This is a genomic window from Streptomyces viridiviolaceus (assembly GCF_014650995.1).
GTDB lineage: Bacteria > Actinomycetota > Actinomycetes > Streptomycetales > Streptomycetaceae > Streptomyces > Streptomyces viridiviolaceus.
In genome coordinates, this window is the sequence record NZ_BMWA01000004.1 from 109,619 (window position 1) to 134,222 (window position 24,604).

At 72.7% G+C, this 24,604-nt stretch carries 22 protein-coding genes; 8 read left to right on the top strand and 14 right to left on the bottom strand.

What is annotated here, in order from left to right:
* The first annotated feature begins 64 nt into the window (after positions 1-64).
* Together IE260_RS06455 and IE260_RS06460 are read left to right on the top strand one after the other, a co-directional pair.
* Positions 65-487 carry a pyridoxamine 5'-phosphate oxidase family protein gene (locus tag IE260_RS06455; RefSeq protein ID WP_189869500.1) on the top strand — a complete coding sequence of 141 codons (423 nt, stop codon included), beginning with the start codon at positions 65-67 and terminating at the stop codon, positions 485-487.
* A gap of 86 nt (positions 488-573) precedes the next feature.
* On the top strand, positions 574-1,632 hold the full coding sequence (locus IE260_RS06460; RefSeq protein ID WP_189869501.1) for a phosphotransferase: 1,059 nt from the start codon (positions 574-576) through the stop codon (positions 1,630-1,632).
* A 22-nt stretch (positions 1,633-1,654) separates the two neighbouring features.
* On the opposite strand, the gene IE260_RS06465 is transcribed toward IE260_RS06460, so the two are convergent.
* Positions 1,655-3,280 carry a protein kinase domain-containing protein gene (locus tag IE260_RS06465; protein ID WP_189869502.1) on the bottom strand — a complete coding sequence of 542 codons (1,626 nt, stop codon included), beginning with the start codon at positions 3,278-3,280 and terminating at the stop codon, positions 1,655-1,657.
* Positions 3,281-3,619: 339 nt separating this feature from the next.
* Between IE260_RS06465 and IE260_RS06470 the strand changes: the two genes are divergently transcribed.
* The gene (locus IE260_RS06470) at positions 3,620-5,272 is read left to right on the top strand and encodes a Stk1 family PASTA domain-containing Ser/Thr kinase (RefSeq protein ID WP_189869503.1); all 1,653 of its coding nucleotides are present in this window, start codon (positions 3,620-3,622) and stop codon (positions 5,270-5,272) included.
* 87 nt (positions 5,273-5,359) lie between these two features.
* Here IE260_RS06470 and IE260_RS06475 read toward each other — a convergent pair whose 3' ends face one another.
* Entirely contained in the window at positions 5,360-5,914 is a 555-nt protein-coding gene (locus IE260_RS06475; protein WP_189869504.1) for a bacterial proteasome activator family protein, read from the bottom strand.
* Positions 5,915-6,284: 370 nt separating this feature from the next.
* Between IE260_RS06475 and IE260_RS41510 the strand changes: the two genes are divergently transcribed.
* Positions 6,285-6,758 carry a hypothetical protein gene (locus IE260_RS41510; protein ID WP_229880464.1) on the top strand — a complete coding sequence of 158 codons (474 nt, stop codon included), beginning with the start codon at positions 6,285-6,287 and terminating at the stop codon, positions 6,756-6,758.
* A 24-nt stretch (positions 6,759-6,782) separates the two neighbouring features.
* Here IE260_RS41510 and IE260_RS06485 read toward each other — a convergent pair whose 3' ends face one another.
* Entirely contained in the window at positions 6,783-7,766 is a 984-nt protein-coding gene (locus tag IE260_RS06485; protein WP_189869505.1) for an NAD(P)H-quinone oxidoreductase, read from the bottom strand.
* Between the two features lie 173 nt (positions 7,767-7,939).
* Here IE260_RS06485 and IE260_RS06490 point away from each other — a divergent pair, with 173 nt between their 5' ends.
* Together IE260_RS06490 and IE260_RS06495 are read left to right on the top strand one after the other, a co-directional pair.
* A complete protein-coding gene (locus IE260_RS06490; protein WP_189869506.1) occupies positions 7,940-8,938 on the top strand; it encodes an ATP-binding cassette domain-containing protein in 999 nt (332 codons plus the stop codon).
* Positions 8,935-9,783, top strand: coding sequence for an ABC transporter permease (locus tag IE260_RS06495; RefSeq protein WP_189869507.1), 849 nt, complete (start codon positions 8,935-8,937; stop codon positions 9,781-9,783). The genes IE260_RS06490 and IE260_RS06495 overlap by 4 nt, the downstream gene beginning before the upstream one ends.
* Before the next feature lie 27 nt (positions 9,784-9,810).
* Here the strand turns inward: IE260_RS06495 and IE260_RS06500 are convergent, their stop codons facing one another.
* From IE260_RS06500 to pdhA, 6 genes are read right to left on the bottom strand one after another with little or no spacing between them, the layout of a single operon-like run.
* Positions 9,811-10,908, bottom strand: a complete 1,098-nt coding sequence (locus IE260_RS06500; RefSeq protein ID WP_189869508.1) for a potassium channel family protein — start codon at positions 10,906-10,908, stop codon at positions 9,811-9,813.
* Positions 10,905-12,272, bottom strand: coding sequence for a molybdopterin molybdotransferase MoeA (locus tag IE260_RS06505; RefSeq protein ID WP_189869509.1), 1,368 nt, complete (start codon positions 12,270-12,272; stop codon positions 10,905-10,907). Before IE260_RS06505 ends, IE260_RS06500 begins: the two co-directional genes overlap by 4 nt.
* On the bottom strand, positions 12,269-13,237 hold the full coding sequence (locus IE260_RS06510) for an NTP transferase domain-containing protein (protein WP_189869510.1): 969 nt from the start codon (positions 13,235-13,237) through the stop codon (positions 12,269-12,271). The genes IE260_RS06505 and IE260_RS06510 overlap by 4 nt, the downstream gene beginning before the upstream one ends.
* Positions 13,238-13,291: 54 nt before the next feature.
* Positions 13,292-14,659 carry a dihydrolipoamide acetyltransferase family protein gene (locus IE260_RS06515; RefSeq protein ID WP_189869511.1) on the bottom strand — a complete coding sequence of 456 codons (1,368 nt, stop codon included), beginning with the start codon at positions 14,657-14,659 and terminating at the stop codon, positions 13,292-13,294.
* Positions 14,659-15,663: an alpha-ketoacid dehydrogenase subunit beta gene (locus IE260_RS06520; RefSeq protein ID WP_189869512.1), complete on the bottom strand. Its 1,005-nt coding sequence runs from the start codon at positions 15,661-15,663 to the stop codon at positions 14,659-14,661. Before IE260_RS06520 ends, IE260_RS06515 begins: the two co-directional genes overlap by 1 nt.
* Positions 15,660-16,802: a pyruvate dehydrogenase (acetyl-transferring) E1 component subunit alpha gene (gene pdhA, locus IE260_RS06525; RefSeq protein ID WP_189869513.1), complete on the bottom strand. Its 1,143-nt coding sequence runs from the start codon at positions 16,800-16,802 to the stop codon at positions 15,660-15,662. The genes IE260_RS06520 and pdhA overlap by 4 nt, the downstream gene beginning before the upstream one ends.
* A gap of 175 nt (positions 16,803-16,977) precedes the next feature.
* On the opposite strand from pdhA, the gene IE260_RS06530 reads away from it, so the two are divergent.
* Entirely contained in the window at positions 16,978-17,478 is a 501-nt protein-coding gene (locus tag IE260_RS06530; RefSeq protein ID WP_373303321.1) for an Lrp/AsnC family transcriptional regulator, read from the top strand.
* Positions 17,479-17,489: 11 nt separating this feature from the next.
* Here the strand turns inward: IE260_RS06530 and IE260_RS06535 are convergent, their stop codons facing one another.
* Complete coding sequence (locus tag IE260_RS06535; RefSeq protein ID WP_189869514.1) at positions 17,490-18,080, bottom strand: TetR/AcrR family transcriptional regulator; 591 nt, start codon at positions 18,078-18,080, stop codon at positions 17,490-17,492.
* Positions 18,077-19,594: a 3-hydroxyacyl-CoA dehydrogenase gene (locus IE260_RS06540; RefSeq protein ID WP_189869515.1), complete on the bottom strand. Its 1,518-nt coding sequence runs from the start codon at positions 19,592-19,594 to the stop codon at positions 18,077-18,079. The genes IE260_RS06535 and IE260_RS06540 overlap by 4 nt, the downstream gene beginning before the upstream one ends.
* A gap of 159 nt (positions 19,595-19,753) precedes the next feature.
* Here IE260_RS06540 and paaN point away from each other — a divergent pair, with 159 nt between their 5' ends.
* The gene (gene paaN, locus IE260_RS06545) at positions 19,754-21,445 is read left to right on the top strand and encodes a phenylacetic acid degradation protein PaaN (RefSeq protein WP_189869718.1); all 1,692 of its coding nucleotides are present in this window, start codon (positions 19,754-19,756) and stop codon (positions 21,443-21,445) included.
* Between the two features lie 19 nt (positions 21,446-21,464).
* Here the strand turns inward: paaN and IE260_RS06550 are convergent, their stop codons facing one another.
* The 3 genes from IE260_RS06550 to IE260_RS06560 are packed head-to-tail and all read right to left on the bottom strand — an operon-like array spanning position 21,465 to position 24,297.
* A complete protein-coding gene (locus IE260_RS06550) occupies positions 21,465-22,235 on the bottom strand; it encodes a TrmH family RNA methyltransferase (RefSeq protein WP_189869516.1) in 771 nt (256 codons plus the stop codon).
* Positions 22,232-23,449 carry an HTTM domain-containing protein gene (locus IE260_RS06555; RefSeq protein WP_189869517.1) on the bottom strand — a complete coding sequence of 406 codons (1,218 nt, stop codon included), beginning with the start codon at positions 23,447-23,449 and terminating at the stop codon, positions 22,232-22,234. The genes IE260_RS06550 and IE260_RS06555 overlap by 4 nt, the downstream gene beginning before the upstream one ends.
* Positions 23,446-24,297, bottom strand: a complete 852-nt coding sequence (locus IE260_RS06560) for a DUF5819 family protein (RefSeq protein ID WP_189869518.1) — start codon at positions 24,295-24,297, stop codon at positions 23,446-23,448. Before IE260_RS06560 ends, IE260_RS06555 begins: the two co-directional genes overlap by 4 nt.
* Positions 24,298-24,604: the final 307 nt, after the last annotated feature.

A 24,604-nucleotide genomic window follows, 5' to 3' on the forward strand; every position in this document is an offset into this window, starting at 1 on the left:
CGTCCCGTCGAACCGGGGCGGGCGACTCTGTTCCCCCCTTTTTCCGCTCCCGCACAGTAAGGGCATGTCCACCGACGAAAAGCTCGCCGTCGGCCTCCTCGGCCGCACCGACCACGGCCGGGCGGCCACCAGCATGCGTGCCCTGCCCTTCCTGGCGTTCGCACGCCACATCGTGGTCGACGGCCGGGTCCTGCTGCGCATGCCCCGGAGCTCCGGGTACCACCGGGCGTGCGCCGGGAGCGTCGTCGCGTACGGGTCCGACAACCTCGACTCCGCCCGGCCGGGCGAGAGGCTGTGGGCCGTGCAGGTCGTCGGCACGTGCGAGGCCCACGACCCGACCGCCGCCGAGATCGAGCGGTTCGGTCCCGCACCGCGCGCCGTGGACGGGGTGCCGTTCGAGCCCGTCTACCTGCGCATCGAGCCGCGGTTCGGCACCGTGCACGCCATGGACGGCAGCCTCGGACGCCACTTCCAGGGCGCCGTGTGACGACCACGCGACCGAAAGCGACCACTGGCGACTGTCTGTGACAACGCCCAGCTCACAGCATCGTTCCGTGCCCTAGCATCTGCCGCGTGCCGCGCTTACGTGTACCACCCCCTGTACCTCACGCGCCCCCCTTGGGCGCCCTCCTCCGCCACTACCGCGCCGGTTCCGCGCTCACGTGCGAGCCCGTCGACCAGGGCCTGCTCAACCGCGGCTACCGCCTGTGCACGACCCGCGGCCGCTACTTCCTCAAGCACCACTTCGACCCCGAGACCGCCCACCCGGCCGCGATCGACCGGCAGCACCGGGCCACCCGGCGCCTCGCCGACCTGGGTGTCCCGGTCGCCCCGCCGCTGCCCGGCCGCGACGGACGCACGGTCGCCGTGGTCGGCGGGCACGCCTACGCCCTGCACCCGTGGATCGACGGCCGGCACCGCCATGGCGGCCAGCTCACCCCCACCCAGTGCGGACGGCTCGGCGCGCTGCTCGGGGCCGTGCACGCGGGCCTCGAACAGGTGATGCCGGCGCACGGCAGGGCGCCCGCGGCCCGTGCGGAGGGCACCTCGGGTGCCGACCCGGCCGAGAGCGCCGACCCCGCCGACACCTTCGCGCTGATCGACGACCTGCTCGCCCGGGTGCGCCGGCACCGCCCCGCCGACTCCTTCGACGAACTCGCCCGCCACCGGCTCCTGGAACGCCGCGCGCTGCTGGCCCGCCACGCGGACCGGCGTCCACCGCGCGGCGGCGCGGTCGGCTGGGTGCACGGGGACTTCCACCCCTTCAACCTGCTCTACAAGGGCGACGCGCCCGCCGCCATCGTCGACTGGGACCGGCTCGGCGTGCGCCCCCGCGCGGAAGAGGCCGTACGAGCCGCCGCGATCTTCTTCGTCCGGCCGGGCGGCCCGCTCGACCTGCCGAGGGTACGGGCCTACGCGCGCGCGTACCGGCGGACCGCCGGGGCGACGCCCTCCCAACTGGCGGCGGCCGTGCACCGCGTGTGGTGGGAACGGCTCAACGACTTCTGGATGCTGCGCTGGCACTACGAGCGCGGCGACACCCGCGCGGACCCCCAGTTCCCGGCCGCCTCCGCGCTGGCGGTGTGGTGGACACGGGAGTACGACGCGGTGCGCGACGCGTTCGTGGAGTGACCGCGGGCGGGCCCGGGTCCGGTCAGCCGCCCTGGCCCACCGTGCCGCTGGTCAGGCCGCCGTCCCCGGTGCTGCCGCCGTCGGTGCCGCCCGTCGGGTCCCCGGTGGCGCCGCCGTCGGTGCCGCCCGTCGGCTCGCCGGTCGGGTCGCCCGTCGGGTCGCCCGTCGGCGTCGTCGGGTCCGTCGTCGGGTCGCCCGTCGGGTCGCCGGTCGGCTCCTCCGTCACACTCTGCGAAGGCGTGTACGAGGGCGTGTACGGCGGCGACCAGTCGTCGTCGCCCGTGCCTCCGCCGCTGTTGTCCTCGTCCGTGCCCGGGTCGGTGGTCTCCTGCGTCGCCTCGTCGCTGGGCGACTCACTGGGGGAGTTGTCCTCGGTGCTCGGCGCGGTGGTGGGCGACTGGCTGGTGCCGGGGTCGCCGCCCTTGCCCTCCTCGCCGCCGTTCAGGGCCAGCGCCACGCCCGCGGCGACGGCGATGACCGCGAGCACGGCCAGGATCCACAACTTGCCCCGGCCGCTGCCCTTGTTGCCGTGGCCCTCGAAGCCGCCGTCGTCCCCACCGCCGTATCCGTTGGGCAGGATCGGCTGGGGGATCTGCTGGGTGCCCGAGGCGTGGTCCGGGTGCGGCAGCACGGTCGTGCCCGCCATCCCGGCCGCCGGGGTGTGCCGGCCGTCGTGCATGCCGACCGGGCCGGTGTTCCAGGTGCCGGTGTGGCCGCCCTGGTCGTACAGCATCTGCAGGGCGTACTGCACCAGACCGCGCATCTCCTCGGCGGTCTGGAAACGGTCGTCGGGCTCCTTGGCCAGCGAGCGCATCACGAGGCCGTCGAGCTCCGGCGGGGACGCGTCGGAGACCTCGGACGGGGGCGTCGGGATGTCCTGCACGTGCTGGTAGACCACCGACAGCGGTGTCTCGCCGGTGAACGGCGGACGCAGCGCGAGCAGTTCGTACAGCAGGCAGCCGGTCGCGTACAGGTCGGAGCGGTGGTCGACGGCCTTGCCGAGGGCCTGCTCCGGGGAGAGGTACTGCGGGGTGCCCATGACCATGCCGGTCTGCGTCATCGTGGTCGACGCCCCGTGCAGGGCGCGGGCGATGCCGAAGTCCATCACCTTCACCGCGCCGTTGTGCGTGATGATGACGTTCGCCGGCTTGATGTCGCGGTGCACGATGCCGTGCTGGTGCGAGTAGGCGAGCGCCTCCAGGACGCCCGAGACGATGATCAGCGCCTGTTCGGGGCCCGGTGCCTCGGCGTTGAGGAGGAGGTCGCGGATGGTGCGGCCCTCGACGATCTCCATCACGATGTACGGCACGGACTGGCCGCCGACGAAGTCCTCGCCGGAGTCGTACACGGCCACGATGGCGTGGTGGTTGAGCCCGGCCACCGACTGCGCCTCGCGCGTGAAGCGCGCCTTGGACACCGGGTCCTCGGCGAGATCCGCGCGCAGCAGCTTGACCGCCACGGTGCGTCCGAGCCGGACGTCCTCGGCCGCGAACACCTCGGCCATGCCGCCCCGCCCGAGCCTGCGGGTCAGCCGGTACCGGCCGTCGCCGACAAGCCCGCCGTTGCCCCAGGTCTCCGGCGCGTCCGACATACCGCCGCCAGTCGCCTCGGGGTCGGACGGGCCCTGAGCGCGCTGCTGCTGTGCCATCAGTCCTCGCCGTCGTTTCTGCCCGCGGTGCGCGCGGTGTTGTTACGGTCTCCGTCGGCCACGCTACAGCCTTGGCGCAAGCCTCCGGTCCGAGATGGGCGCCCCGACCGGCACGAGACGGACCGGTCATGAAACCCTGGTTCCGTACTGTCGTGCAAATTCTGTGTACCGGCCGTACGCCCGCTGTAACGCTTGCGCGACGCTTCTTTCGCGTACGGTCACGGAACGGGCACCGCGCTTGACGTGTCAGTGCCCTGGGGCAGACTTGGCCGGGAATAACACTTTGGATCAACGTGCGCTCGGGCCGCTGCCGCCGGCGCCTATGGGGGACGCAGAGACATGAGCCAGGACGGCGGACAGGGCCGGTACGCGGGGCGGGCACTGGCCGGCGGCCGTTATCAACTGCGCGACCTGCTCGGCGAGGGCGGCATGGCCTCGGTGCACCTGGCGTACGACTCCGTGCTGGACCGTCAGGTCGCCATCAAGACGCTCCACACCGAGCTGGGCCGGGAGCAGGCCTTCCGCGAGCGCTTCCGCCGCGAGGCCCAGGCCGTGGCCAAGCTCACGCACACCAACATCGTCTCCGTCTTCGACACCGGCGAGGACGACCTCAACGGCATGACGACGCCGTACATCGTCATGGAGTACGTCGAGGGCCGGCCGCTCGGCTCGGTGCTCGACGAGGACGTCCGGCAGTTCGGGGCGATGCCCGCCGACAAGGCCCTGAAGATCACCGCGGACGTGCTCGCGGCCCTGGAGATCAGCCACGAGATGGGCCTGGTCCACCGGGACATCAAGCCGGGCAACGTGATGATGACCAAGCGCGGCGTGGTCAAGGTCATGGACTTCGGCATCGCGCGCGCCATGCAGTCCGGTGTGACGTCGATGACACAGACCGGCATGGTCGTCGGCACCCCCCAGTACCTCTCGCCGGAACAGGCCCTCGGCCGCGGTGTGGACGCCCGCTCCGACCTGTACTCGGTCGGCATCATGCTCTTCCAGCTGGTCACCGGACGGCTGCCGTTCGACGCGGACTCGCCGCTGGCCATCGCGTACGCGCACGTGCAGGAGGAGCCGGTCGCCCCCTCCTCCGTCAACCGCTCCCTGCCGCCGGCCGTGGACGCGCTGGTGGCCCGCGCGCTGAAGAAGAACCCCAACGAGCGTTTCCCCAGCGCCGAGGCCATGCGCGACGAGTGCCTGCGCGTGGCGCAGTCCTTCCACGCGGCCCCGCCGAGTATCGTGCCCGGCGCCCACACGCCGAGCGGCGCGGGCGTCGGCTCCGCGGTGTTCCCGCCGGTCGACCAGTCCGCCCCGGCACCCACCGGCCCCGTCCAGACGCCGTACCAGCCGACTCCGGCCCCGAACCCGTACGGCACCCCGGCCCCGGCGGCGCCCTCCCCCGCGTACGGCTATCCGCAGCAGGGCGGTTACCAGACACCGGCCGCGTCGGCGTACGCGCCGCAGCAGGGCGCGTCGACGCCGCCGCCGTACAACATCACGCCCGCGTCCCAGGGTTCCGGCTCCGGCGGCGGTGGCAGGAGCAACAAGCCGGTGATCATCGGCTCGATCGTGGTCGCCGTCGTGGCGGTCGGGGGCCTGATCGGGGCCCTGCTGATGAACAACGGCGGCGGGGACGATCCCCAGGGCGGCGGCAGCACCGCCGGCACGTCCGCCTCGCCGTCGAAGGCCGCGGGCTATCGCGGGCCGGACACGACGAAGACGATCGAGAAGGAGGAGTGCACCGAGCCGGAGGAGTCGTACAACGACCCCGACAAGATCAAGGTGCCGGACTTCACCTTCAAGTACATCGGCTCGGTCAAGGAGTGCTTCCAGGCCGCCGGCTGGACGATGAAGGTCGTCGACGTCGACGAGAACACCTACGGCGAGGGCTCGATCCGGGACCAGTTCCCCGCGCCCGGTACGGACGTCGACCCCGAGGACATGCCCGAGATCCAGCTCAAGGTCTCGACGGGCAATCCCGCGTCGTCCTGACCCGTGCACGGCGAAGGGCCCGGCAGCCGGTGCTGCCGGGCCCTTCCGCTTCGACCGGGGTGGTTACAGGTACTTCGGCCGTGGTGGTTACAGGTACGGGCCGCCCGAGCGGCCGGCCGAGCGGCCACCCGCCTGGCCCTCGTCGCCGTCGTGGCCGATGCCCGGGGGCAGGGCGCGGCGCATCTGCTCCAGCTGGGCGCGTGCGGCCATCTGCTGGGCGAACAGCGTGGTCTGGATCCCGTGGAACAGGCCCTCCAGCCAGCCGACCAGCTGGGCCTGGGCGATCCGCAGTTCCGCGTCGGTCGGGGTCGCGTCGTCCGTGAAGGGCAGGGAGAGCCGCTCCAGTTCCTCGACCAGTTCGGGCGCCAGGCCGTCCTCGAGTTCCTTCACCGAACTGGCGTGGATCTCCTTGAGCCTGGCCCGGCTCGCCTCGTCCAGGGGAGCGACGCGCACCTCCTCCAGCAGCTGCTTGATCATGCTGCCGATCCGCATGACCTTGGCAGGCTGCTCCACCTGCTCGGTCACCGGGATCTCACGGGAGTCCTCGTCTGAGCCACTGCCGCCGCTGAGTGCCATTCCGTCCTGGCCGACGACCAGGATCTGGGGGTTCTCCGGTGACCTGTCGTTCCTCGGCTTCTCCATGTCGCCATTCTCTCGTACGCCTGCACCTCACCAGGGTGGTGCCCCCACAGAAGGCTGATCCACCGCATACGGCGGTATCCGGAATGCCGGAATGGCCGGCGGGTGTGAGGCTTGTTCCGTCGATCTTGCCGACTGGGACCGGGAGGGGGTCACCGACGTGACTCCATGGCTGCGCACAGTGAGGACGACGGGACTGGCGGGGATTCTCGTGGTGGGCGCGACGCTGACGCCGTGCACGCTGGGGACGGCGTACGCTGCCGGGTCCGCCTCCCCGGGGGCCGTCGCGTCCCCTTCTCCTTCGGTGCCGGACGACGCCTCGGCCTCGGAGCCGGAAGGTCCTGAGCGTGAACCCGCCGCCACGTCGGCCTCCATGTCGGCCTCCACGTCCAGAACCGCCGGCCGGCCGACGTCCGGCCCGGCCGGCAGTGCGGTGCGGGACTCCGCGTCGCCCTCCAGGTCCGCATCCCTCTCCGCGTCCCCGTCCGCCGTCTCCGTGCCGGACGACGAGTCGTCCCGGGCGGGCAGCCGGCCGGGCGAGGGACGGCAGCGGCCGGGCCGGCAGGAGCCGTGGGAGGCAGAGGAGGACGGCCATGCGTGGGACACCAGGGACACGGACGCCGACCGCGGCCGGGGCCTGACCGAGGGACCGGCTCCCGCCGTGTCGCCCGGGGAGGCCGGCCTCGTGCCCTCCGCTTCCCCGACGCGGTCCCAACCGCAGGCCGACACGCACGCCGAGGCAGCAGCCGAGCCCGTCATGAAGATCCTGCCGCTGGGCAGCGGGCTGGTCCTCATCGGCCTCGGCCTGGGCCTGGCGTTCGTCGCACTGCGCCTCCGGCGGGGCTAGGGCGCCGGAGACGGGCCACGTGGCTCAGGAGGCCGCGATCAGCAGCACCTTGCCGATGTGTCCGCTCTCCTCCACGACCCGGTGCGCGGCGGGCGCGTCGCTCATCGGCAGTTCGCGGTCGACGATCGGGCGGACGTGGCCCCCGTCGACCAGCGGCCACACGTGCTCGCGCACGGCTGCCACGATCGCCGCCTTCTCCTCCAGCGGACGGGCGCGCAGCGAGGTCGCGCTGACGGCGGCGCGCTTGGCGAGGAGCGTGCCGATGTTCAGCTCGCCCTTCCTGCCGCCCTGCATGCCGATGATCGCCAGCCGTCCGTTGACGGCGAGGGCCTGGACGTTGCGGTCCAGGTACTTGGCGCCCATGTTGTCGAGGATGACGTCGGCGCCCGCGCCGCCCGTGGCCTCCTTGATCTCGGCGACGAAGTCCTGCTCCCGGTAGTTGATCAGGATGTCGGCGCCCAGCTCGGCGCAGCGCTCGAGCTTCTCCTTGGTGCCCGCCGTCACGGCGACCTTCGCGCCGACGGCCTTGGCGAGCTGGATCGCCATGGTGCCGATGCCGCTGGAGCCGCCGTGCACCAGCAGCGTCTCACCGGGGCGGAGGTGGGCGACCATGAAGACGTTCGACCAGACCGTGCAGACCACCTCGGGCAGCGCCGCCGCCTGCGACAGGCCGACGCCCTCGGGGACCGGCAGCAGCTGACCGGCCGGAACGGCGACCTTCTCGGCGTAACCGCCGCCCGCGAGCAGTGCGCACACCTCGTCACCGACGGCCCAGCCGGACACTCCGGCACCGATCGCGGCGATGCGCCCGGAGCACTCCAGGCCGGGGTAGGGGGACGCACCGGGCGGGGGGTCGTAGTGCCCCTGCCGCTGCATGATGTCGGCCCGGTTGACGGCGCTGGCCGTCACCTCGACCAGGACCTCGCCCTCGCCGGGCACCGGGTCGGGGACCTCGGTCCAGACCAGCGCCTCGGGGCCTCCGGGTTCGGGAATCGTGATCGCATGCATGAGGGGGACGCTACTCCTCCGTCCCCCTTCCGGGCCCCTACTGCCTGCGTCCGAGGGCGGACCGTCCTCGGCCTTTGGACCCATCCGCCGGAAATCCCTGTGCGTGACCGATGAGTTTGCGCGACGGTAAAGGTCTCCCCATGCGTAGCCCAAGCACGCGGAAGGACCCAAGCATGAGCACGCAGACGTCCGGTCTCGCGATCGAGACCGCGGGCCTGGTGAAGACGTTCGGTGAGACACGGGCCGTGGACGGTGTGGACCTCGCGGTGCCGGCCGGCACGGTCTACGGCGTCCTCGGACCCAACGGCGCCGGCAAGACCACCACGGTGAAGATGCTCGCCACGCTGCTCAGGCCGGACGGCGGTGAGGCCCATGTCTTCGGCCACGACGTCGTGCGCGAGGCCGACGAGGTACGCGGCCGCGTCAGCCTCACCGGGCAGTACGCGTCCGTCGACGAGGACCTCACCGGCACCGAGAACCTGGTCCTGCTGGGCCGGCTCCTCGGCCACGGCAAGAAGGCCGCCCGGGAGCGTGGCGCACAGTTGCTGGAGGCGTTCGGGCTCACGGAGGCGGCCGGGAAGCAGGTCAAGCACTACTCCGGTGGCATGCGGCGGCGCATCGACATCGCCGCGTCCATCCTCAACACACCCGACCTGCTCTTCCTCGACGAACCGACGGCCGGCCTGGACCCGCGCAGCCGCAACCAGGTCTGGGACATCGTGCGCGCGGTCGTCGCCCAGGGCACGACCGTGCTGCTGACCACGCAGTACCTGGACGAGGCCGACCAGCTGGCGTCCCGGATCGCCGTCATCGACAAGGGCCGGGTGATCGCCGAGGGCACGAAGGGCGAGCTGAAGGCGTCCGTCGGCGCCGGCTCCGTACACCTGCGGCTGCGGGACGCGGACCAGCGGCCGGAGGCCGAGCGGGTGCTGCGGGACCTGCTGGCCGCCGAGGTGCAGCTGGAACCCGACCCGGTGGCGCTGACCGCCCTGCTCGGCGCGGCGGCGAGCGACACCGCGGCCGACCGGGCGGCCCGGGCACTCGCCGAACTGTCCCGGGCCGGAATCACCGTCGACAACTTCTCCCTCGGACAGCCCAGCCTCGACGAGGTGTTCCTGGCGCTGACCGGACACGACACCGGCCACGACACGAAGGACGAGGTGGCGGCATGAGCACGGCCACGGGCACCGAGAGCAAGGAACTCGCACCGGTCCGGGCCGACTCCCTGGCCGCCCTCCTGGTGGCGAGGGAACGGCCCCCGCGGCCCAGCTCCCTGTCGACCTCGCTGACGTTCGGCTGGCGCGCCGTCCTCAAGATCAAGCACGTGCCGGAGCAGCTCTTCGACGTCACCGCCTTTCCGATCATGAACCTGCTGATGTTCACGTACCTCTTCGGCGGTGCGCTGGCCGGTTCACCGAGCGACTACATCCAGTTCGTGCTGCCCGGCATCCTCGTGATGTCGGTCGTGATGATCACGATGTACACCGGGGTCTCGGTGAACATCGACATCGAGAAGGGCGTCTTCGACCGCTTCCGGTCGCTGCCGATCTGGCGGCCGTCGGCGATGGTCGGTTACCTGCTCGGCGACGCGCTGCGCTACACGATCGCGTCCGTGGTGATGCTCGTCGTCGGCCTCGTCCTCGGCTACCGCCCGGACGGCGGCTTCACCGGAGTGGTCGCCGGGATCGCGCTGCTGCTGGTGTTCTCGTTCGCCTTCTCGTGGGTCTGGACGATGTTCGGGCTGATGCTGCGCACCGAGAAGTCGGTGATGAGCGTCAGCATGCTGGTGATCTTCCCGCTCACCTTCCTGTCCAACGTCTTCGTCGATCCGAAGACCATGCCGGGCTGGCTGCAGGCGTTCGTCAACAACAGCCCGATCACGCATCTGGCGTCCGCCGTGCGCGAGCTGATGGCGGGCCACTGGCCGGCCGACGAGATCGGCTGGACGCTGGGCTGGGCGGCCCTGTTCCTGGTGGTCTTCGGACCGGTCACGATGCGGCTGTACAACCGCAAGTAGACGGTTGCACCCCGGTCCCGCGACCGGTCAGTCGCGGGGCAGCGGTCGGGCGTCGGGCGCCACGTGGGTGCCCGGCGTCGCCCGCGCGATCGTGATCAGGCGGTCCGTCAGTTCCAGCCCGCCGACGGCCGGATCGTCGTAGCCGAGGACCCGGTGGCCCCGCAGGACGCTCACCACCAGGTCGTCCGTCTCCCGTGGACTCTTGCCCACCTCGGCCTTTATGACCGGCCGTTCGACGAGGTCGAGCCCGGTGCCCTGGTGGATGAGGTCCTCCATGACCATGCCGGCGGCGGGACTGAGGACGGAGAGACCGAGCAGGCGGCCCGCGGCGCTGGCGCTGGTGATCACGCCATCGGCACCGGACTGCTTCAGCAGCGGCGCGTTCTCCTCCTCACGGACCGCGACCACGATCTTCGCGCCGCGGTTCATCTGCCGGGCCGTCAGGGTCACCAGCACGGCCGTGTCGTCGCGCTGGGTGGCGATGATGATCTGCCGCGCCCGCTGCACCTCAGCCCGTTTCAGCACATCGCTGCGCGTGGCGTCGCCTATCACCCCGGCGAAGCCGTCGGCCGTCGCTGCCTCGATCGCCTTTCCGCTGGGGTCGACCACGACGACCTGCTCCTTCCGCAGCCCCGTCGCACAGACCGTCTGGAGCGCGGAGCGCCCCTTTGTCCCGAAGCCGACGACGACGGTGTGATCGCGCAAGGTGGACCTCCAGCGGTTCAGTCGCCATTCCTCCCGGGTGCGCTCGGTGAGGGCTTCCAGCGTGGTGCCGACCAGGATGATCAGGAACAGCACACGCAGGGGCGTGATGACGAAGATGTTGGTCAGCCGGGCGGCGTCGCTGACGGGTGTGATGTCGCCGTAGCCGGTGGTGGAGAGGGTGACGGTGGCGTAGTAGAAGGCGTCGAGGAGGTCGACGGAGCCGTCGGAGTTGTCGTTGTAGCCCTCGTGGTCGGCATACACGATCACGGCGGTGACCAGGAGCACCACGAGGGCCATCGACAACCGTTTGCCGACCTGGCGGATCGGGTGCTCCACCATCTTCCTCGGGAGTTTCACCCGATGGGTCACGAGGTGTTCGTCGGCCTGACGGGCGATCGCGTCCTGGCCCGGAAGTTTCACGTGAAACACACTCCGATTCCGCCGGTGGCCCAGGGCAGGTCGAGGAGTTCCGTCTCCTGCCCCGACCGCGCACCGCCCGGGGGTACGACGGCCAGGGCGTCGGCCGCCGCGATGCCGCGCAGCATGGCCGGACCGTTGTAGTGCAGCGGGACCGCACCGTCACCGCGCAGGACGACGGGGACGAGCCGGGTGTCGTAGGGGTGCCCGTGCACCGCGTCCCGCAGCGGCAGCGTGTACGGCTCCGGCGCCGGGCGGGCCGCGAGGATGCGCAGCAGCGGCTCGGCGAGCGTGAGCAGCCCGGAGACGGCGGCGAGCGGGTTGCCGGGCAGGCCGACGAGGTGCTGGTTCTCCTTGGTGCGGGCCAGCAGCATCGGGTGGCCGGGGCGGACCTTGACGCCGTCCACGAGGAGCTCGGCGCCGATGCGCCGCAGGGTCGGGTGGACGTGGTCGACGGGGCCCGCGGCGGTGCCGCCGGTGGTGACGAGGACGTCGGCGTCGGACGTCGTGACGGCGCGGTGCAGTGCCTCGGCGTCGTCGCCGATCCGCTGGACCGCGGTGACCTCGGCGCCCAGCGCCCGCAGCCAGGGGGGCAGCATCGGTCCGAGCGCGTCCCTGATCAGACCGTCGTGCGGAAGGCCCCCGGTGAGCAGTTCGTCGCCGAGGACGAGGACGTCGACGCGGGGGCGGGGAACGGCGGTGAGCGTGTCGTACCCGGCGGCTGCCGCGAGTCCCAGAACGGCCGGGGTGACGACGGTCCCGACGGACAGGAGCTGGTCGCCGCTGCGGCACTCCTGGCCACGCGGACGGATGTCCTGACCGTGCACGACCTCCCTGGTCGAGTGCAGGCGGTCCTTGGCGTCGCTGCGGCCGTGCTCGGTGCGGAGCACGGCGGTGGTGTCCGGGGGGATGCGGGCGCCGGTGGCGATACGGACGGCCTCGCCGTCGGTGAGGGGTTCGGGCTCCGCGTGTCCGGCCAGGACGCCCTCGGCACGCACGGTCCACGGGCCGGGGCCGGCGACCGCCCAGCCGTCCATCGCGGAGGTGTCGAAGGAGGGCAGGTCGGTGAGGGCGGTGAGGGGCTCGGCCAGGGTGAGGCCGAGGGCCGTGTCGAGGGACACGGAGACCGGGGCCCGGCGGGCGGCGCGGACACCGGCCCGGGCGGCGCGCTCGGCGATCGTCCGGGCCTCCGGCCAGGGGGTGGCACGGTGGCGTGGCTCCCCGGGGTGGTGCGGGGCGGTCGCGTGACCGTGGTGCGGGGCGTGCGCGGGCAGGTGGTCGCCGGGGTTCTCCTTCACGAGAGCGAGAGCCTCCTCGACATCGAGGTCTTCCGCGTCCTCGTCGGTCCGGGTGCCGGGGGCGGTCATCCGGCGTCCGGGCGGGTGTCCGGGGTGGCGTCGGGCGCCACGTCGGGCCGGCCCTCGGCGGGGGCCGGGGTGGCGGCGTCCTCCTCCGCCCAACGCCGGGCGAGGGCCGCGGCCTTGCGGGCGGCCTCGGCGACGGCCTCGGGGCCTCCTCCGGCCCGGGCGGCGGCGTAGCCGACGAGGAAGGTGGTCAGCGGGGCCGCCGGCCTGGCCACGCCGTGGGCGGCGTCACGGGCGAGGTCGAGCAGGACGCCGGTGTCCACGTCGAGGTCGATGCCCAGCTCGTCCTTGGCTGCGGAAATCCATTCATCCAACACGTGCCCATGCTCCCTGATGCGTGCCCTTGCGGTGGCGATGTCGTCCCAGGTGTCGCAGTCGAAGGACGCGACGGGATCCGGGACGCGGGTGAGGCTGAGTCCGGCGGTCAGGCGCCGCAGGGGCAGGCCGGCCGGCTGTGCGCGGCCCTCGGTGAGCGCGGCCAGTTCGCGGCGGACCGCGGACGCGCGGTAGGCGGCGACGAGGGGCTGGTCGCGGCCGTCGGCGTCGGTGAGCAGCGCGCCGTCGGCGGGGCCGGCCGCGAGGGCCGTCAGCAGCCGCTCGACGGTCCGCCCGTCGAGGAACGGCAGGTCGGCCGAGACCACCACGACCCGCTCCTGCGTGGTGTGCCGCAGCCCCGCGGCGAGCGCGGCGAGCGGTCCGCCGCCGGGCGGATCCTCGCGCGCCCAGGTCACCGGCCGTGCGGTGGGCCGGGGGTCGGCGACGACGACGGTGGTCCGCGCCCCGGCGCAGGCGGCGAGCACCCGGTCGAGCAGGGGGCGCCCGCCCACGCGCACGCCGGGCTTGTCCGCGCCGCCGAGCCGCCGTGCGGCACCGCCGGCGAGCACGACGGCGTCGTACGCGGCAGGGGCCGTCCCCGGCGCGGGGTCGGTACCGGAGCCGGGGTCGCCCGGGGGCTCGTACGCGGTCACCCTCCGAGTATGCGTGTCCGGGCGATCACAGGGAATGCAGGGGGACGCGTGCGATCACAGTGTGCGCAGCAGCACCGCCGGCTGTTCCACGCAGTCCGCCACGTACCGCAGGAAACCGCCCGCCGTGCCGCCGTCGCACACCCGGTGGTCGAAGGTGAGCGACAACTGGACGACCTGCCGCACCGCCAGCTCGCCTTCGTGCACCCATGGCTTGGGCACGATGCGGCCGACGCCGAGCATGGCCGCCTCGGGGTGGTTGATGATCGGGGTGGAGCCGTCGACGCCGAACACGCCGTAGTTGTTCAGCGTGAAGGTCCCGCCGGTCAGTTCGGCCGGAGTCAGCCGTCCCTCCCGGGCCGCCTCGGTCAGCCGCGCGAACTCCGCGGTCAGCCCCTCGGTGTCCCGCGCGTGCGCGTCCCGGACGACCGGCACGACGAGTCCCCGGTCGGTCTGGGCCGCGAAGCCGAGGTGGACGTGGTCGAACCCGACGACCTCACGGGCCTCCGTGTCGACGGTGGAGTTCAGCTCGGGGAAGCGGGCGAGCGCGGCCGTGCAGATCCGGGCCAGCAGGGCGAGCACGGAGATCTTCGGCCCGCCGGCCGCGTTCATCGCGGCCCGCGCCCGCATCAGCTCCGTGGCGTCGGCGTCCACCCAGGTCGTCGCGTCCGGTATCTCGCGCCGGCTGCGGGAGAGCTTGTCGGCGACGGCGCCCCGGACACCCTTGAGCGGGGTGCGGAACCCGCCGGAGACCCGTGCCGCCGGCGCCGCGGAAGCCGGTGCCCGGACGGCCTCGGCCGGCTGTGTCTGTGCCTCCGCGGCGGCCGTACGGCCCTGCGCCGCGGCGGCACGCAGCGCGTACTCCACGTCCGCCCGCAGGATCAGCCCGTCCGGGCCGGAGCCGGTCAGCTCGCGCAGATCCAGGCCGTTCTGCCGGGCCAGCCTGCGGACCAGCGGCGAGATGACGGGGACGGGGCCGCTCTCCTCGTCGGGGGTGCGGATCCGGCCGTTCGTCCGACCGGACGCCGCCTGAGCGGCGGACGCCGTGGGCACCGGCCGCACCCTGCGCCGGCGCGCGGGGGCCTGAGAGGTGCCGTATCCCACGAGGACGTTGCCCGAGCCCTCGCTGGCCGTGCCGTCGTCGGTGCCCTGCTCGGCCGTCGCTCCGTCGCCGCCGGGCTCGCCGACGGCGACGGTCAGGAGCGGTGCCCCCACGGGCAGTTCCGTGCCCTCCTCGCCGAAGCGGGCGGTGACCACGCCGCCGTAGGGGCAGGGCACCTCGACCATCGCCTTGGCCGTCTCGACCTCGACGACCGGCTGGTCGACGGCGACGACGTCACCGACCTCCACCATCCAGCGCACGATCTCCGCCTCGGTGAGCCCCTCACCGAGGTCGGGGAGCTTGAACTCCAGCACCTGTGCCATCAGCTCTCGGCCTCCCACTGCAGACGCCCCACGGCATCCAGGATCCGGTCCACACCGGGCAGGTGGTGGCGCTCCAGCATCGGCGGCGGGTACGGCACGTCGAACCCGGCGACACGCAGCACCGGTGCCTCCAGGTGGTGGAAGCAGCGCTCCGTGACCCGGGCCGCGATCTCCCCGCCCGGGCCCGCGAAGGAGCCCGACTCGTGGACGACGACCGCGCGTCCCGTCCGCCGCACCGAGGCGCACACCGTCTCGTCGTCGAACGGCACCAGCGAGCGCAGATCGACGACTTCGAGCTCCCAGCCCTCGGCCCGGGCCGCCTCGGCCGCCTCCATGCAGACGACCACGGACGGCCCGTACGTGATGAGCGTGGCGCTCCGGCCCGAGCGCCGCACCACCGCGCGGCCTATCGGTTCAACGGGCGTCGGGTCCTCGGGGTTCCAGGAGTCCTTCGACCAGTACAGGCGCTTGGGTTCCAGGAAGACCACCGGGTCGTCGGAGGCGATGGCGGCGCGCAGCAGCCCGTAGGCGTCGGCGACGGTCGCGGGCGTGACGACATGGAGCCCCGGAGTCGCCATGTAGTACGCCTCGGAGGAGTCGCTGTGGTGCTCGACGCCGCCGATGCCGCCGCCGTAGGGGACGCGGATGGTCAGCGGCAGGGGCATCGCCCCGCGTGTGCGGTTGCGCATCCTGGCGACATGGCTGACGAGCTGCTCGAACGCCGGGTAGGCGAACGCGTCGAACTGCATCTCCACCACCGGGCGCAGCCCGTACATGGCCATGCCGACGGCCGTGCCGAGGATGCCGGCCTCGGCGAGCGGCGTGTCCGTGCAGCGCTCCTCGCCGAACTCCCTGGCGAGCCCGTCGGTGACCCGGAAGACCCCGCCGAGCGTGCCCACGTCCTCGCCCATGACGTGGACGCTCTCGTCGGCGGCCATGGCGTCGCGCAGCGCGCGCGTGAGGGCCTGCGCCATGGTGGCCGGCCTGACGGCGACGGTCGTCATCGGTGCGTCCCTTCCGACTCGGCCTCGGCCTCCAGCTCGGCCTGCAGCTGGGCCCGCTGCTCGCGCAGGTGGGGCGTGGGCTCGGCGTACACGTGGGCGAACAGGTCCATGGGGTCGAGGACCGGGTCCTGGTTCATACGGGCGCGCAGGTCGGCGGCCATGGTCTCGGCGTCCTCGCGGGCGGACCGGATGCCGTCCTCGTCGAGGAGGCCGCGTTCGGTCAGCTCCCGTTCCAGCAGCTCGATCGGGTCGTGCCGGCGCCAGGTCTCGACCTCGGCGTCACCGCGGTAGCGGGTCGCGTCGTCGGCGTTGGTGTGGGCGTCCACGCGGTACGTGATCGCCTCCACCAGGGTGGGGCCTCCGCCCGCGCGCGCGTGGCGAACGGCGTCGGAGAGGACCTCGTGGACGGCGGCGGCGTCGTTGCCGTCGACCAGGCGGCCGGGCATGCCGTAGCCGACGGCCTTGTGGGCCAGCGACGGGGCCGCGGTCTGCTTGTCGAGCGGGACGGAGATCGCGAAGCCGTTGTTCTGCACGAGGAAGACGACCGGGGCCTGCCAGACGGCGGCGAAGTTCAGCGCCTCGTGGAAGTCGCCCTCGCTGGTGCCGCCGTCGCCGACCATGGCCAGCGCGACCACGTCGTCGCCCTTGATGCGGGCGGCGTGCGCGAGGCCGACGGCGTGCGGCAGCTGGGTGGCGAGCGGCGTGGAGAGCGGGGCGACGCGGTGCTCGTGGGGGTCGTAGCCGGTGTGCCAGTCGCCGCGCAGCAGGGTGAGGGCCTCGACGGGGTCGACTCCGCGGGCGACGACGGCCAGCGTGTCGCGGTAGCTGGGAAAGAGCCAGTCCTGCTCCTGGAGGACCAGCGCGGCGGCGATCTCGCAGGCCTCCTGACCGGTGCTGGACGGGTAGACGGCGAGCCTGCCCTGCTTGGTCAGGGCCGTGGCCTGCGCGTTGTAGCGTCGGCCGTGGACCAGGCGGGCGTACAGCGTGCGCAGCAGTTCCGGGTCGGCCCGGTCGGCCGCCTTCGTGCCGAGGACGCGGTACGGCTCCGCGTCGGGCAGCAGCGGCGCGGGGTCGGTACGGGGCTGCCAGGCGGGCGGCGGTGTGGGCCGGTACGCGCCCCGCTGCTCCATGACCGTCATGACGGCACCTCCTCGTGGGAGCGGCTTGTCGGCACGTCACGGGTGTGACGGGCCTCACCTACCGATTGTTCGGTCGTCGGCACATTTTGGCTACAGGCACCCCCAGGCTGTGGACAAACGGTTCTCCACAACCTGAGATGGACGCAGTACGTCCATGGTAGGAAGGCGGGGGGACATGGCATCTGAACAAATGGCCGAGCGCCCGGAGGAAACCGGCACCCTGCCGCCCGCGCGCCCGCTCGACGCCATCGACCAGGACATCCTGCGCATGCTCCAGGCGGACGGCCGCGCCTCGATACGGTCGGTCGCCGAACGGGTCCACGTCTCGCGTGCGAACGCCTACGCGCGCATCAACCGGCTGGTCGAGGACGGCGTCATCCGCGGCTTCGGCGCCCGCGTCGACCACGAACGCGCGGGACAGGGCACCTCGGCGTACATCACCCTGAAGATCGTCCAGAACTCCTGGCGCACCGTGCGCGAGCAGCTCAGAGCACTTCCCGGCGCCTCCCACATCGCTCTGGTGGGCGGCGACTTCGACGTCCTGCTGCTGATCCACACGCCGGACAACCGCGCCCTGCGCGAGCTGGTGCTCACCCGCCTGCAGGCGATCCCGGAAGTGCTCAGCACCCGCACCCTGCTGGTGTTCGAGGAGGAGGACCTGGAGCCGCAGGGCTGAGCCGGCGGCGGTCACGAGGAGCGGCGCAGCCCCCCGAACACCAACCGCGTCACGGCGTCGGCCACTTCGCGTTCGCTCATGCCCCGCCCGTCGGGCCGGTACCACTCCACGATCGAGTTGATCATCCCGAAGACGAGCCGCGTCGCGAGCCGCACCTCCACGTCGCCGCGCACGTCCCCCTCGGCCGCCGCCGCCTTCAGCAGTTCGGCCACCCGGTGGTCGAACTCGCGCCGCCGCTCCAGCGCCCACCGCTCCGTGCCCGTGTTGCCGCGCACCCGCAGCAGCAGTGTCACGTAGGGCAGTTCGGATATGAGCACCTCGACCATGCGCCGCACGACGTACTCCAGCCGCTCGGCGGCGGACCCCACGCGCGCGTGCTCCTCGTCGAGGATGCCGAAGAGGCCGTCCAGCGCCCGGCTCACGGCCCGGCGCAGCAGCTCCTCCTTGCCCGTGACGTGGTGGTAGATCGACGACTTGGAGATGCCTGCCGCCTTGGAGAGGTGCTCCATGGAAGTGCCGTCGTAGCCGCGGTCGTTGAAGACCCGGACGGCGACGGACAGCAGTGTCTCCGGCGTGTAGGTGTCGCGCTTGGCGGTGGTCATGAGCTGCTGCCCTCCCGCTTGTCGGAGGCGTAGGCGTGGCGGTAGAGCGCGAGGGACGGCGCGTAGCGGCCCGAGGGCGTGCACTCGTGCAGGTTGTCGAGGACCGCGCAGGCCCAGTCACCGCCGAGCCTGCGGCTCCATTCGAGCGGTCCCAGCGGGTAGTTGACGCCCAGACGCATCGCGGTGTCGATGTCCTCTTCGGTGGCCACGCCCCTGGCGACCGCGTCGTGCGCCAGGTCGATGATCCGTGCGACCGTGCGTGCGACGATCATGCCGGGGACGTCGCCGATGACGCTGACCTTCTTGCCGAGCGCCTGGAACAGGCCGGTGGACTGGGCGAGCGTCCGGGGCGAGGTCTGCTGCGCGGCGGACAGGGCGATGCGGGTGGCCTTGCGGTAGTCCAGAGCGAGGTCGAAGTACACGACGTCCCGGAACTCCACGGAGGTCTGGCCGTCGGCGAGCACGAGCTGTCCGCCGCCGGGCAGCACCAGCCGCGTGCCCTTGTCCTCGTCCTCCTCGCGGACCTCGATGCCCGCCTCGCGGATCAGCGCGAGCAGTTCGGTGGCCGGCCCCAGGTCTCCCTCGGCGACCACGTACGCGGGCGGCTCGGCCGGCTCGGCGGTGTGCGGCTCGGGGCGCTCGGCGCCGTCCCGGTAGTCGTACCAGCCCTGCCCGCTCTTGCGGCCGAGCCGGCCGGACTCGACCAGGCGGCGCTGGGCGAGGGACGGCGTGAAGCGCACGTCCTGGAAGAAGGACTGCCACACCGAGTGCGTGACGGACTCGTTGACGTCCTGTCCGATGAGATCGGTCAGCTCGAAGGCGCCCATCCGGAAGCCGCCCGACTCGCGCAGCACGGCGTCGATGGTCGCGGGGTCGGCGCCCTGGTTCTCGTACACCTCGAAGGCCTCGGCGTAGAAGGGCCGGGCGATGCGGTTGACGATGAAGCCGGGGGTGTCGGCGCAGGCGACCGGGGTCTTGCCCCAGGCGCGGGCCGTCTCGTACGCGCGCGTGGCCGACGCCACGTCGGTGGCGAACCCCGAGACCACCTCCACCAGCGGCAGCAGCGGCGCGGGGTTGAAGAAGTGCAGGCCGAGGAAACGGCCGGGGCGGGCCAGGGCGCCGCCGATGGCGGTGACGGACAGGGAGGAGGTGTTGGTGGCGAGCAGGCAGTCGTCGCCGACGATGCCCTCCAGCTCGCGGAACAGCTCCTGCTTGACCTCCAGCCGCTCCAGGACCGCCTCGACGACCAGGACGCAGTCGGCCAGCTCGGCGAGGTCCTCGGCGGGCCTCAGACGGGCGCGTGCCGCGTCCCGGTCGACGGCGGTGAGCCGTTCCTTCTCCACCAGCCGGTCGAGCCGGGCACCGATCGCGTCGGCCGCCGCCCCGGCCCGCCCCGGGACGGCGTCGTACAGCCGTACGGGATGGCCCGCGACCAGCGCCACCTGGGCGATGCCCTGGCCCATGGTGCCGGTTCCGACGACGGCCACGGGGCTGCTGAGGTCGAGTGCTGTCATGTGCGCGATCCTCCCGCACGGGGTTTTCCACAGATGCGGCGGACCCCCTTGTCCCGACCGATCGTTCGGTTACTCTAACTCTGTCCGCCCGTTCACGCCCATGGTTCTTCCCAGGTCATGAACTCGACGAAGAGTTCTCCAGACGAGGAGTTGGTCCCGATGGCCGCCGAACTCACCGCGCACCAGCTGATCGCCCAGCACCGGCCCACCCTCGACCAGGCACTGGAAACGATCCGTACGCGCGCTTACTGGTCCCCGCACCCCGAGCACCCCAAGGCCTACGGGGAGAACGGCAGCCTGGACACGGCCGCGGGCAAGGCGGCCTTCGACGCCCTGCTCGGCACCCGCCTCGACCTGGACCAGCCCGGCACGGACGGCTGGGTGGGCGGCGAGGTCTCGCCCTACGGCATCGAGCTCGGGGTGGAGTACCCGCACGCGGACGTCGACGTGCTGCTGCCCGCCATGAAGGCCGGTCAGCGTGCGTGGCGGGACGCGGGCGCCGAGCTGCGCGCGATGGTCTGCCTGGAGATCCTCAAGCGGATCAGCGACCGGACGATGGAGTTCGCGCACGCGGTGATGCACACCTCCGGCCAGGCCTTCATGATGGCCTTCCAGGCGGGCGGCCCGCACGCGCAGGACCGCGGCCTGGAGGCCGTGGCGTACGCGTACGTGGAGCAGGTCCGCACGCCCGAGACGGCGGAGTGGACCAAGCCGCAGGGCAAGCGCGACCCGCTCGCGCTCACCAAGCAGTTCACGCCGGTACCGAGGGGCATCGGCCTCGTCATCGGCTGCAACACCTTCCCGACGTGGAACGGCTACCCGGGCCTGTTCGCCTCCCTCGCCACGGGCAACGCCGTCCTGGTCAAGCCGCACCCGCGCGCGGTGCTGCCGCTCGCGCTCACCGTGCAGGTCGCCCGCGAGGTGCTCACCGAGGCCGGCTTCGACCCGAACCTGGTCGCGCTGGCCGCCGAGCGCCCCGGCGAGGGCGTCGCCAAGACCCTGGCGACCCGCCCGGAGATCCGGATCGTCGACTACACGGGCTCCACCGCCTTCGGCGACTGGCTGGAGGCCAACGCCCGCCAGGCCCAGGTCTTCACGGAGAAGGCCGGCGTCAACACGGTGATCGTGGAGTCGGCCGACGACTACAAGGGCATGCTCGCCAACCTGGCCTTCTCCCTGTCGCTCTACAGCGGCCAGATGTGCACGACCCCGCAGAACCTGCTGATCCCCCGCGACGGCATCCGCACCGACCAGGGCCCGAAGTCCTACGACGAGGTGGTCGCCGACCTGGCACGCGCCGTGGACGGGCTCCTCGGCGACGACGCGCGTGCGAACGCCCTGCTCGGCGCCATCGTCAACCCGGACGTCAAGGCACGCCTGGAGGCCGCCGCCGGCCTCGGCGAGGTGGCCCTGGCCTCGCGGGAGGTGACCAACCCGGAGTTCCCGGACGCGGTCGTGCGCACCCCGGTGATCGTGAAGCTGGACGGCGCCAAGCCGGACGACCAGGCCGTGTACATGAGCGAGTGCTTCGGGCCCGTCTCCTTCGCCGTCGCGGTCGACTCGGCGACGGACGCGGTGGAGCTGCTGCGCCGCACCGTCCGGGAGAAGGGCGCGATGACGGTGGGCGCGTACACCACCGACGACGAGGTCGAACAGGCCGTGCAGGAGGCCTGTCTGGAGGAGGCCGCCCAGCTCTCCCTCAACCTCACCGGCGGGGTGTACGTCAACCAGACCGCCGCCTTCTCCGACTTCCACGGCTCGGGCGGCAACCCGGCGGCCAACGCGGCCCTGTGCGACGGTGCCTTCGTCGCCAACCGGTTCCGGGTGGTGGAGGTGCGCCGGGAGGCATAGGGCCCCGGTGTCCGCCGGGCTAGCGGAGGCGGGGCGCGCCCCCGGTGGCGCTCCAGTGGTACAGCGTCATGGCCACGCTGGTCGCGAGGTTGTAGCTGGAGACCTGGGGGCGCATCGGCAGCGCGAGCAGATGGTCGGCACGGGCGCGCAGCTCGCGCGACAGGCCGCTGCGCTCGGAGCCGAAGGCGAGCAGCGCGTCGTCCGGCAGCTCGACCCCGCGGATGTCGTCGCCCTCCGGGTCCAGCGCGAACAGCGGCCCCGGCGGCAGCTCCCCGACGGCCAGCCGCTCCACGGTGGTGGCGTAGTGCAGCCCCGCGCCGCCGCGCACCACCGTGGGGTGCCACGGGTCGAGGGTGCCCGTGGTGACCACACCGGTCGCGCCGAAACCGGCGGCCAGGCGGATCACGGCACCCGCGTTGCCGAGGTTGCGCGGGTTGTCGAGGACCACGACGGGCGCGCTGCGGGGCGTGTGCGCCAGCTTCCGCAGGCCGTCCGCGCGCGAGGGCCGTGCGGCCAGGGCGGCCACCGCGGTGGGGTGCGGACGCGGCACGAGGGACGCGTACGTCTCCTGCGGCACCTCGGCGAGCATGCCGGCCAGGGCGTCCCGTACGTCAGGGGCCAGCTCGTCGGCGAGGGCGAGCGCGGCCGCGCGGTCGCCGGTGACGGCCACCGGCACCTCGGCGCCGAAGCGCAGCGCGTGCTTCAGGGCGTGGAAGCCGTCGAGCAGCACGCACGCGTCGACGTGCCTGCGCCAGACGTCGAGGGCGTCGTCGGGGCCGGGAGCGGTCATGCCGAGAAGCCTACGTGCGTGTGCTCGTCGTCCTTCGGGCCGCGCGGGGCGGGCACCGCCGCCCTGCGGTCGCCCCCGCGCCGGACCAGCCGGCCACGCGCGCGTGCCGCCCGGTCGCCCAGGCGGCGCAGGAACGGCGTCGGCAGGAAGACCGCGTCCGCGGCGATCATCGCCAGCGAGAAGAACGGCAGTCCGAGCACCACGGCGATCACGGCGTGCTCGGTCATCATGACGGCCAGCAGGACGTTCTTCACCCGCCGGTTGAACAGCGTGAACGGGAAGGCGACCTGGACGGCGACCGTGCCGTAGGTGATGAGCAGCACGAGCGTGCCGCTGGCGGACAGCAGGTCGGCGAGGGCCGGCCAGGGCGAGAAGTAGTCCAGGTGCAGGGGGTAGTAGACCGCGGTCCCGTCCTGCCAGCGGGAGCCCTGGATCTTGTACCAGCCGGCGGTCGCGTAGATCAGACAGGCCTCGGCCATGATCACGAGCAGGGCACCGTTGTGCACGATGTTGGCGACGACGTCGAGCAGGATCCGCAGCTCGCCGCCCCTCGCGAGGCGCGCCACGCCCCACCACAGGGCCTGCGCGAGCCACACCGTCCACAGCAGCGCCGGGACGAACCAGTCGCCGTCGAGCCGGCCCGCCAGCGTCACGGTGAGGAGCAGCAGCCCGAACACACCCCACAGCGCGGGCCCGGTACGGTCCACGACGCGTTCCCCACGCGCGCGTGCCTCCCGTGCCCGCCCCGCCCGGCGGGCGTCGAGCGACCACACATGGCCGCAGCGCGTGAGGACGAGATAGATGCTCATCAGGTGCAGGACGTTGTCGCCGCCGTCCCCCATGAAGACGCTGCGGTTCTGCAGCGAGAGCACGCCGACCATGAAGAGCACCGACATCGTGCGGGTGCGCCAGCCCAGCAGCAGCAGTACGCAGGTCAGGACGGACAGCGCGTAGACGGCCTCGAACCAGAGCCCGCCGTCCCACCACATCAGCGCCGTGAAGGCGCCGTTGTCCGCGATCAGCTGCTCGGCGAGGTCACGGCTCCAGGGACCGTCGGGGCCGTACAGCTCGTGGCGGTGGGGGAACTCGCGCAGCAGGAAGAGCAGCCAGGTCGCGCTGAACCCGATGCGGATCACCGCGCTCTGGTACGGACCGAGGGCGGAGTCGGTGACGCGGGCGATGGCCCGGGAGACCGAGAGGGCGAGGCGGTTCACGCGGCGTCCCCTTCCGTCTCGCCGGCGGGCACCGTCCACCAGGGGACCACCCGGTGGACCGGCCGGTCGGAGACCTGCTCCCCGCTCCATTCGGGCGGCGGCACGTTCGTGGTCCGGGAGCGGAACTGGACGCGCTCGACGACCTCACCCGGCCCGGCCGCGTCGTTCCGCTCCAGGCGCAGGACCGCGATCCGGCGCAGATAGGTCTCGGAGAGCGCGCCGCGCAGGCCCACCGGGCGGTGGTCGGAGTCGTGGGTGGCGACGAAGAAGTCCCAGGCGCGGCGCAGCTCGTTCTGCTGGGTGTGGCTCGGCAGCGGATTGCCGTCGATGGCCCGGCCGTCCTCGGCGGACAGGTCGTACCAGCCGGTGGTCCGTATGCCGCCGTCGGCCGTGCTCACCTCGGCGCGGACCTGGACGGAGATGTTCTGCTGGAGCGGGTTCGGCGCGAAGAGCTTCCAGTTCTGCTCGAACTCGGGGTAGATCCACTCGTCGATCACCGCGCCGTGCTTCTTGGTGACGGTGTTGGCCGGGGCGACGTGCAGAAACGTCAGGGCGATGTGGGCGCAGGCGGCGACCGCCACGACCGCGAGCGCGAGAGCGGCACCGATCTGGTAGCGCGGGGAGAGCGCGGCGACTCCCGTACGGGGGCGGGCGCCCGCCCCTGGGGGATCGAGGGTCCCCGGGGAGCCGACGGCCCCGGAGCCGGGGCCGTCGGCTTCAGGCCGGGAGACGTCGGCATCGGGCCGGGAGTCCATGGCACCGGCACCGGCGCCGGCTGCGGCCTCGGCGGAACCGCCCGGCTCGTCCTGCCCCCGCCGGGCGTTCGAGCCTGTGTCGTACGCGTCCATTCCGCCCCGTTCCCCGGTCCCGGTCCGTCGTTCCGCCCGCCCGCCTGCCGCAGGACGCCGGGCCACCGCCCGTGTGCCTGCTCCACGGCGCTCGAACGGGAACGGTACTCAGGACCGTCCACCCGCACAGCCCCCGCCGGGCCGGCGGCACCGTGGCCGTCACCACACCCGGCGCCTCCACCCGCTCACTCCTGGGCGGCGTCACGGGCCGTGGCGCCCCCAGCGGGCGGAACGACCCGTTCCGCCCGGGACGGCCCCGGCAGGTCATCCACAGCGGTTGACACCTTACGGCCCCCGTCTCACCATG

Bases quoted from the DNA above. Each gene is read 5' to 3' on its own strand.
- IE260_RS41510 (WP_229880464.1), top strand. From the start codon at position 6,285: ATGTCGGCCTCCACGTCCAGAACCGCCGGCCGGCCGACGTCCGGCCCG.
- paaN (WP_189869718.1), top strand. From the start codon at position 19,754: ATGGCCGCCGAACTCACCGCGCACCAGCTGATCGCCCAGCACCGGCCC.
- IE260_RS06540 (WP_189869515.1), bottom strand. From the start codon at position 19,594: ATGACAGCACTCGACCTCAGCAGCCCCGTGGCCGTCGTCGGAACCGGC.
- IE260_RS06495 (WP_189869507.1), top strand. From the start codon at position 8,935: ATGAGCACGGCCACGGGCACCGAGAGCAAGGAACTCGCACCGGTCCGG.
- IE260_RS06455 (WP_189869500.1), top strand. From the start codon at position 65: ATGTCCACCGACGAAAAGCTCGCCGTCGGCCTCCTCGGCCGCACCGAC.
- IE260_RS06520 (WP_189869512.1), bottom strand. From the start codon at position 15,663: ATGACGACCGTCGCCGTCAGGCCGGCCACCATGGCGCAGGCCCTCACG.
- IE260_RS06505 (WP_189869509.1), bottom strand. From the start codon at position 12,272: ATGACCGCCCCCGGCACCCGGACCGACGAGGACGCGGAAGACCTCGAT.
- IE260_RS06535 (WP_189869514.1), bottom strand. From the start codon at position 18,080: ATGACCACCGCCAAGCGCGACACCTACACGCCGGAGACACTGCTGTCC.
- IE260_RS06530 (WP_373303321.1), top strand. From the start codon at position 16,978: ATGGCATCTGAACAAATGGCCGAGCGCCCGGAGGAAACCGGCACCCTG.
- IE260_RS06465 (WP_189869502.1), bottom strand. From the start codon at position 3,280: ATGGCACAGCAGCAGCGCGCTCAGGGCCCGTCCGACCCCGAGGCGACT.
- IE260_RS06470 (WP_189869503.1), top strand. From the start codon at position 3,620: ATGAGCCAGGACGGCGGACAGGGCCGGTACGCGGGGCGGGCACTGGCC.
- IE260_RS06515 (WP_189869511.1), bottom strand. From the start codon at position 14,659: ATGGCACAGGTGCTGGAGTTCAAGCTCCCCGACCTCGGTGAGGGGCTC.
- IE260_RS06560 (WP_189869518.1), bottom strand. From the start codon at position 24,297: ATGGACGCGTACGACACAGGCTCGAACGCCCGGCGGGGGCAGGACGAG.
- pdhA (WP_189869513.1), bottom strand. From the start codon at position 16,802: ATGACGGTCATGGAGCAGCGGGGCGCGTACCGGCCCACACCGCCGCCC.
- IE260_RS06550 (WP_189869516.1), bottom strand. From the start codon at position 22,235: ATGACCGCTCCCGGCCCCGACGACGCCCTCGACGTCTGGCGCAGGCAC.
- IE260_RS06475 (WP_189869504.1), bottom strand. From the start codon at position 5,914: ATGGAGAAGCCGAGGAACGACAGGTCACCGGAGAACCCCCAGATCCTG.
- IE260_RS06490 (WP_189869506.1), top strand. From the start codon at position 7,940: ATGAGCACGCAGACGTCCGGTCTCGCGATCGAGACCGCGGGCCTGGTG.
- IE260_RS06485 (WP_189869505.1), bottom strand. From the start codon at position 7,766: ATGCATGCGATCACGATTCCCGAACCCGGAGGCCCCGAGGCGCTGGTC.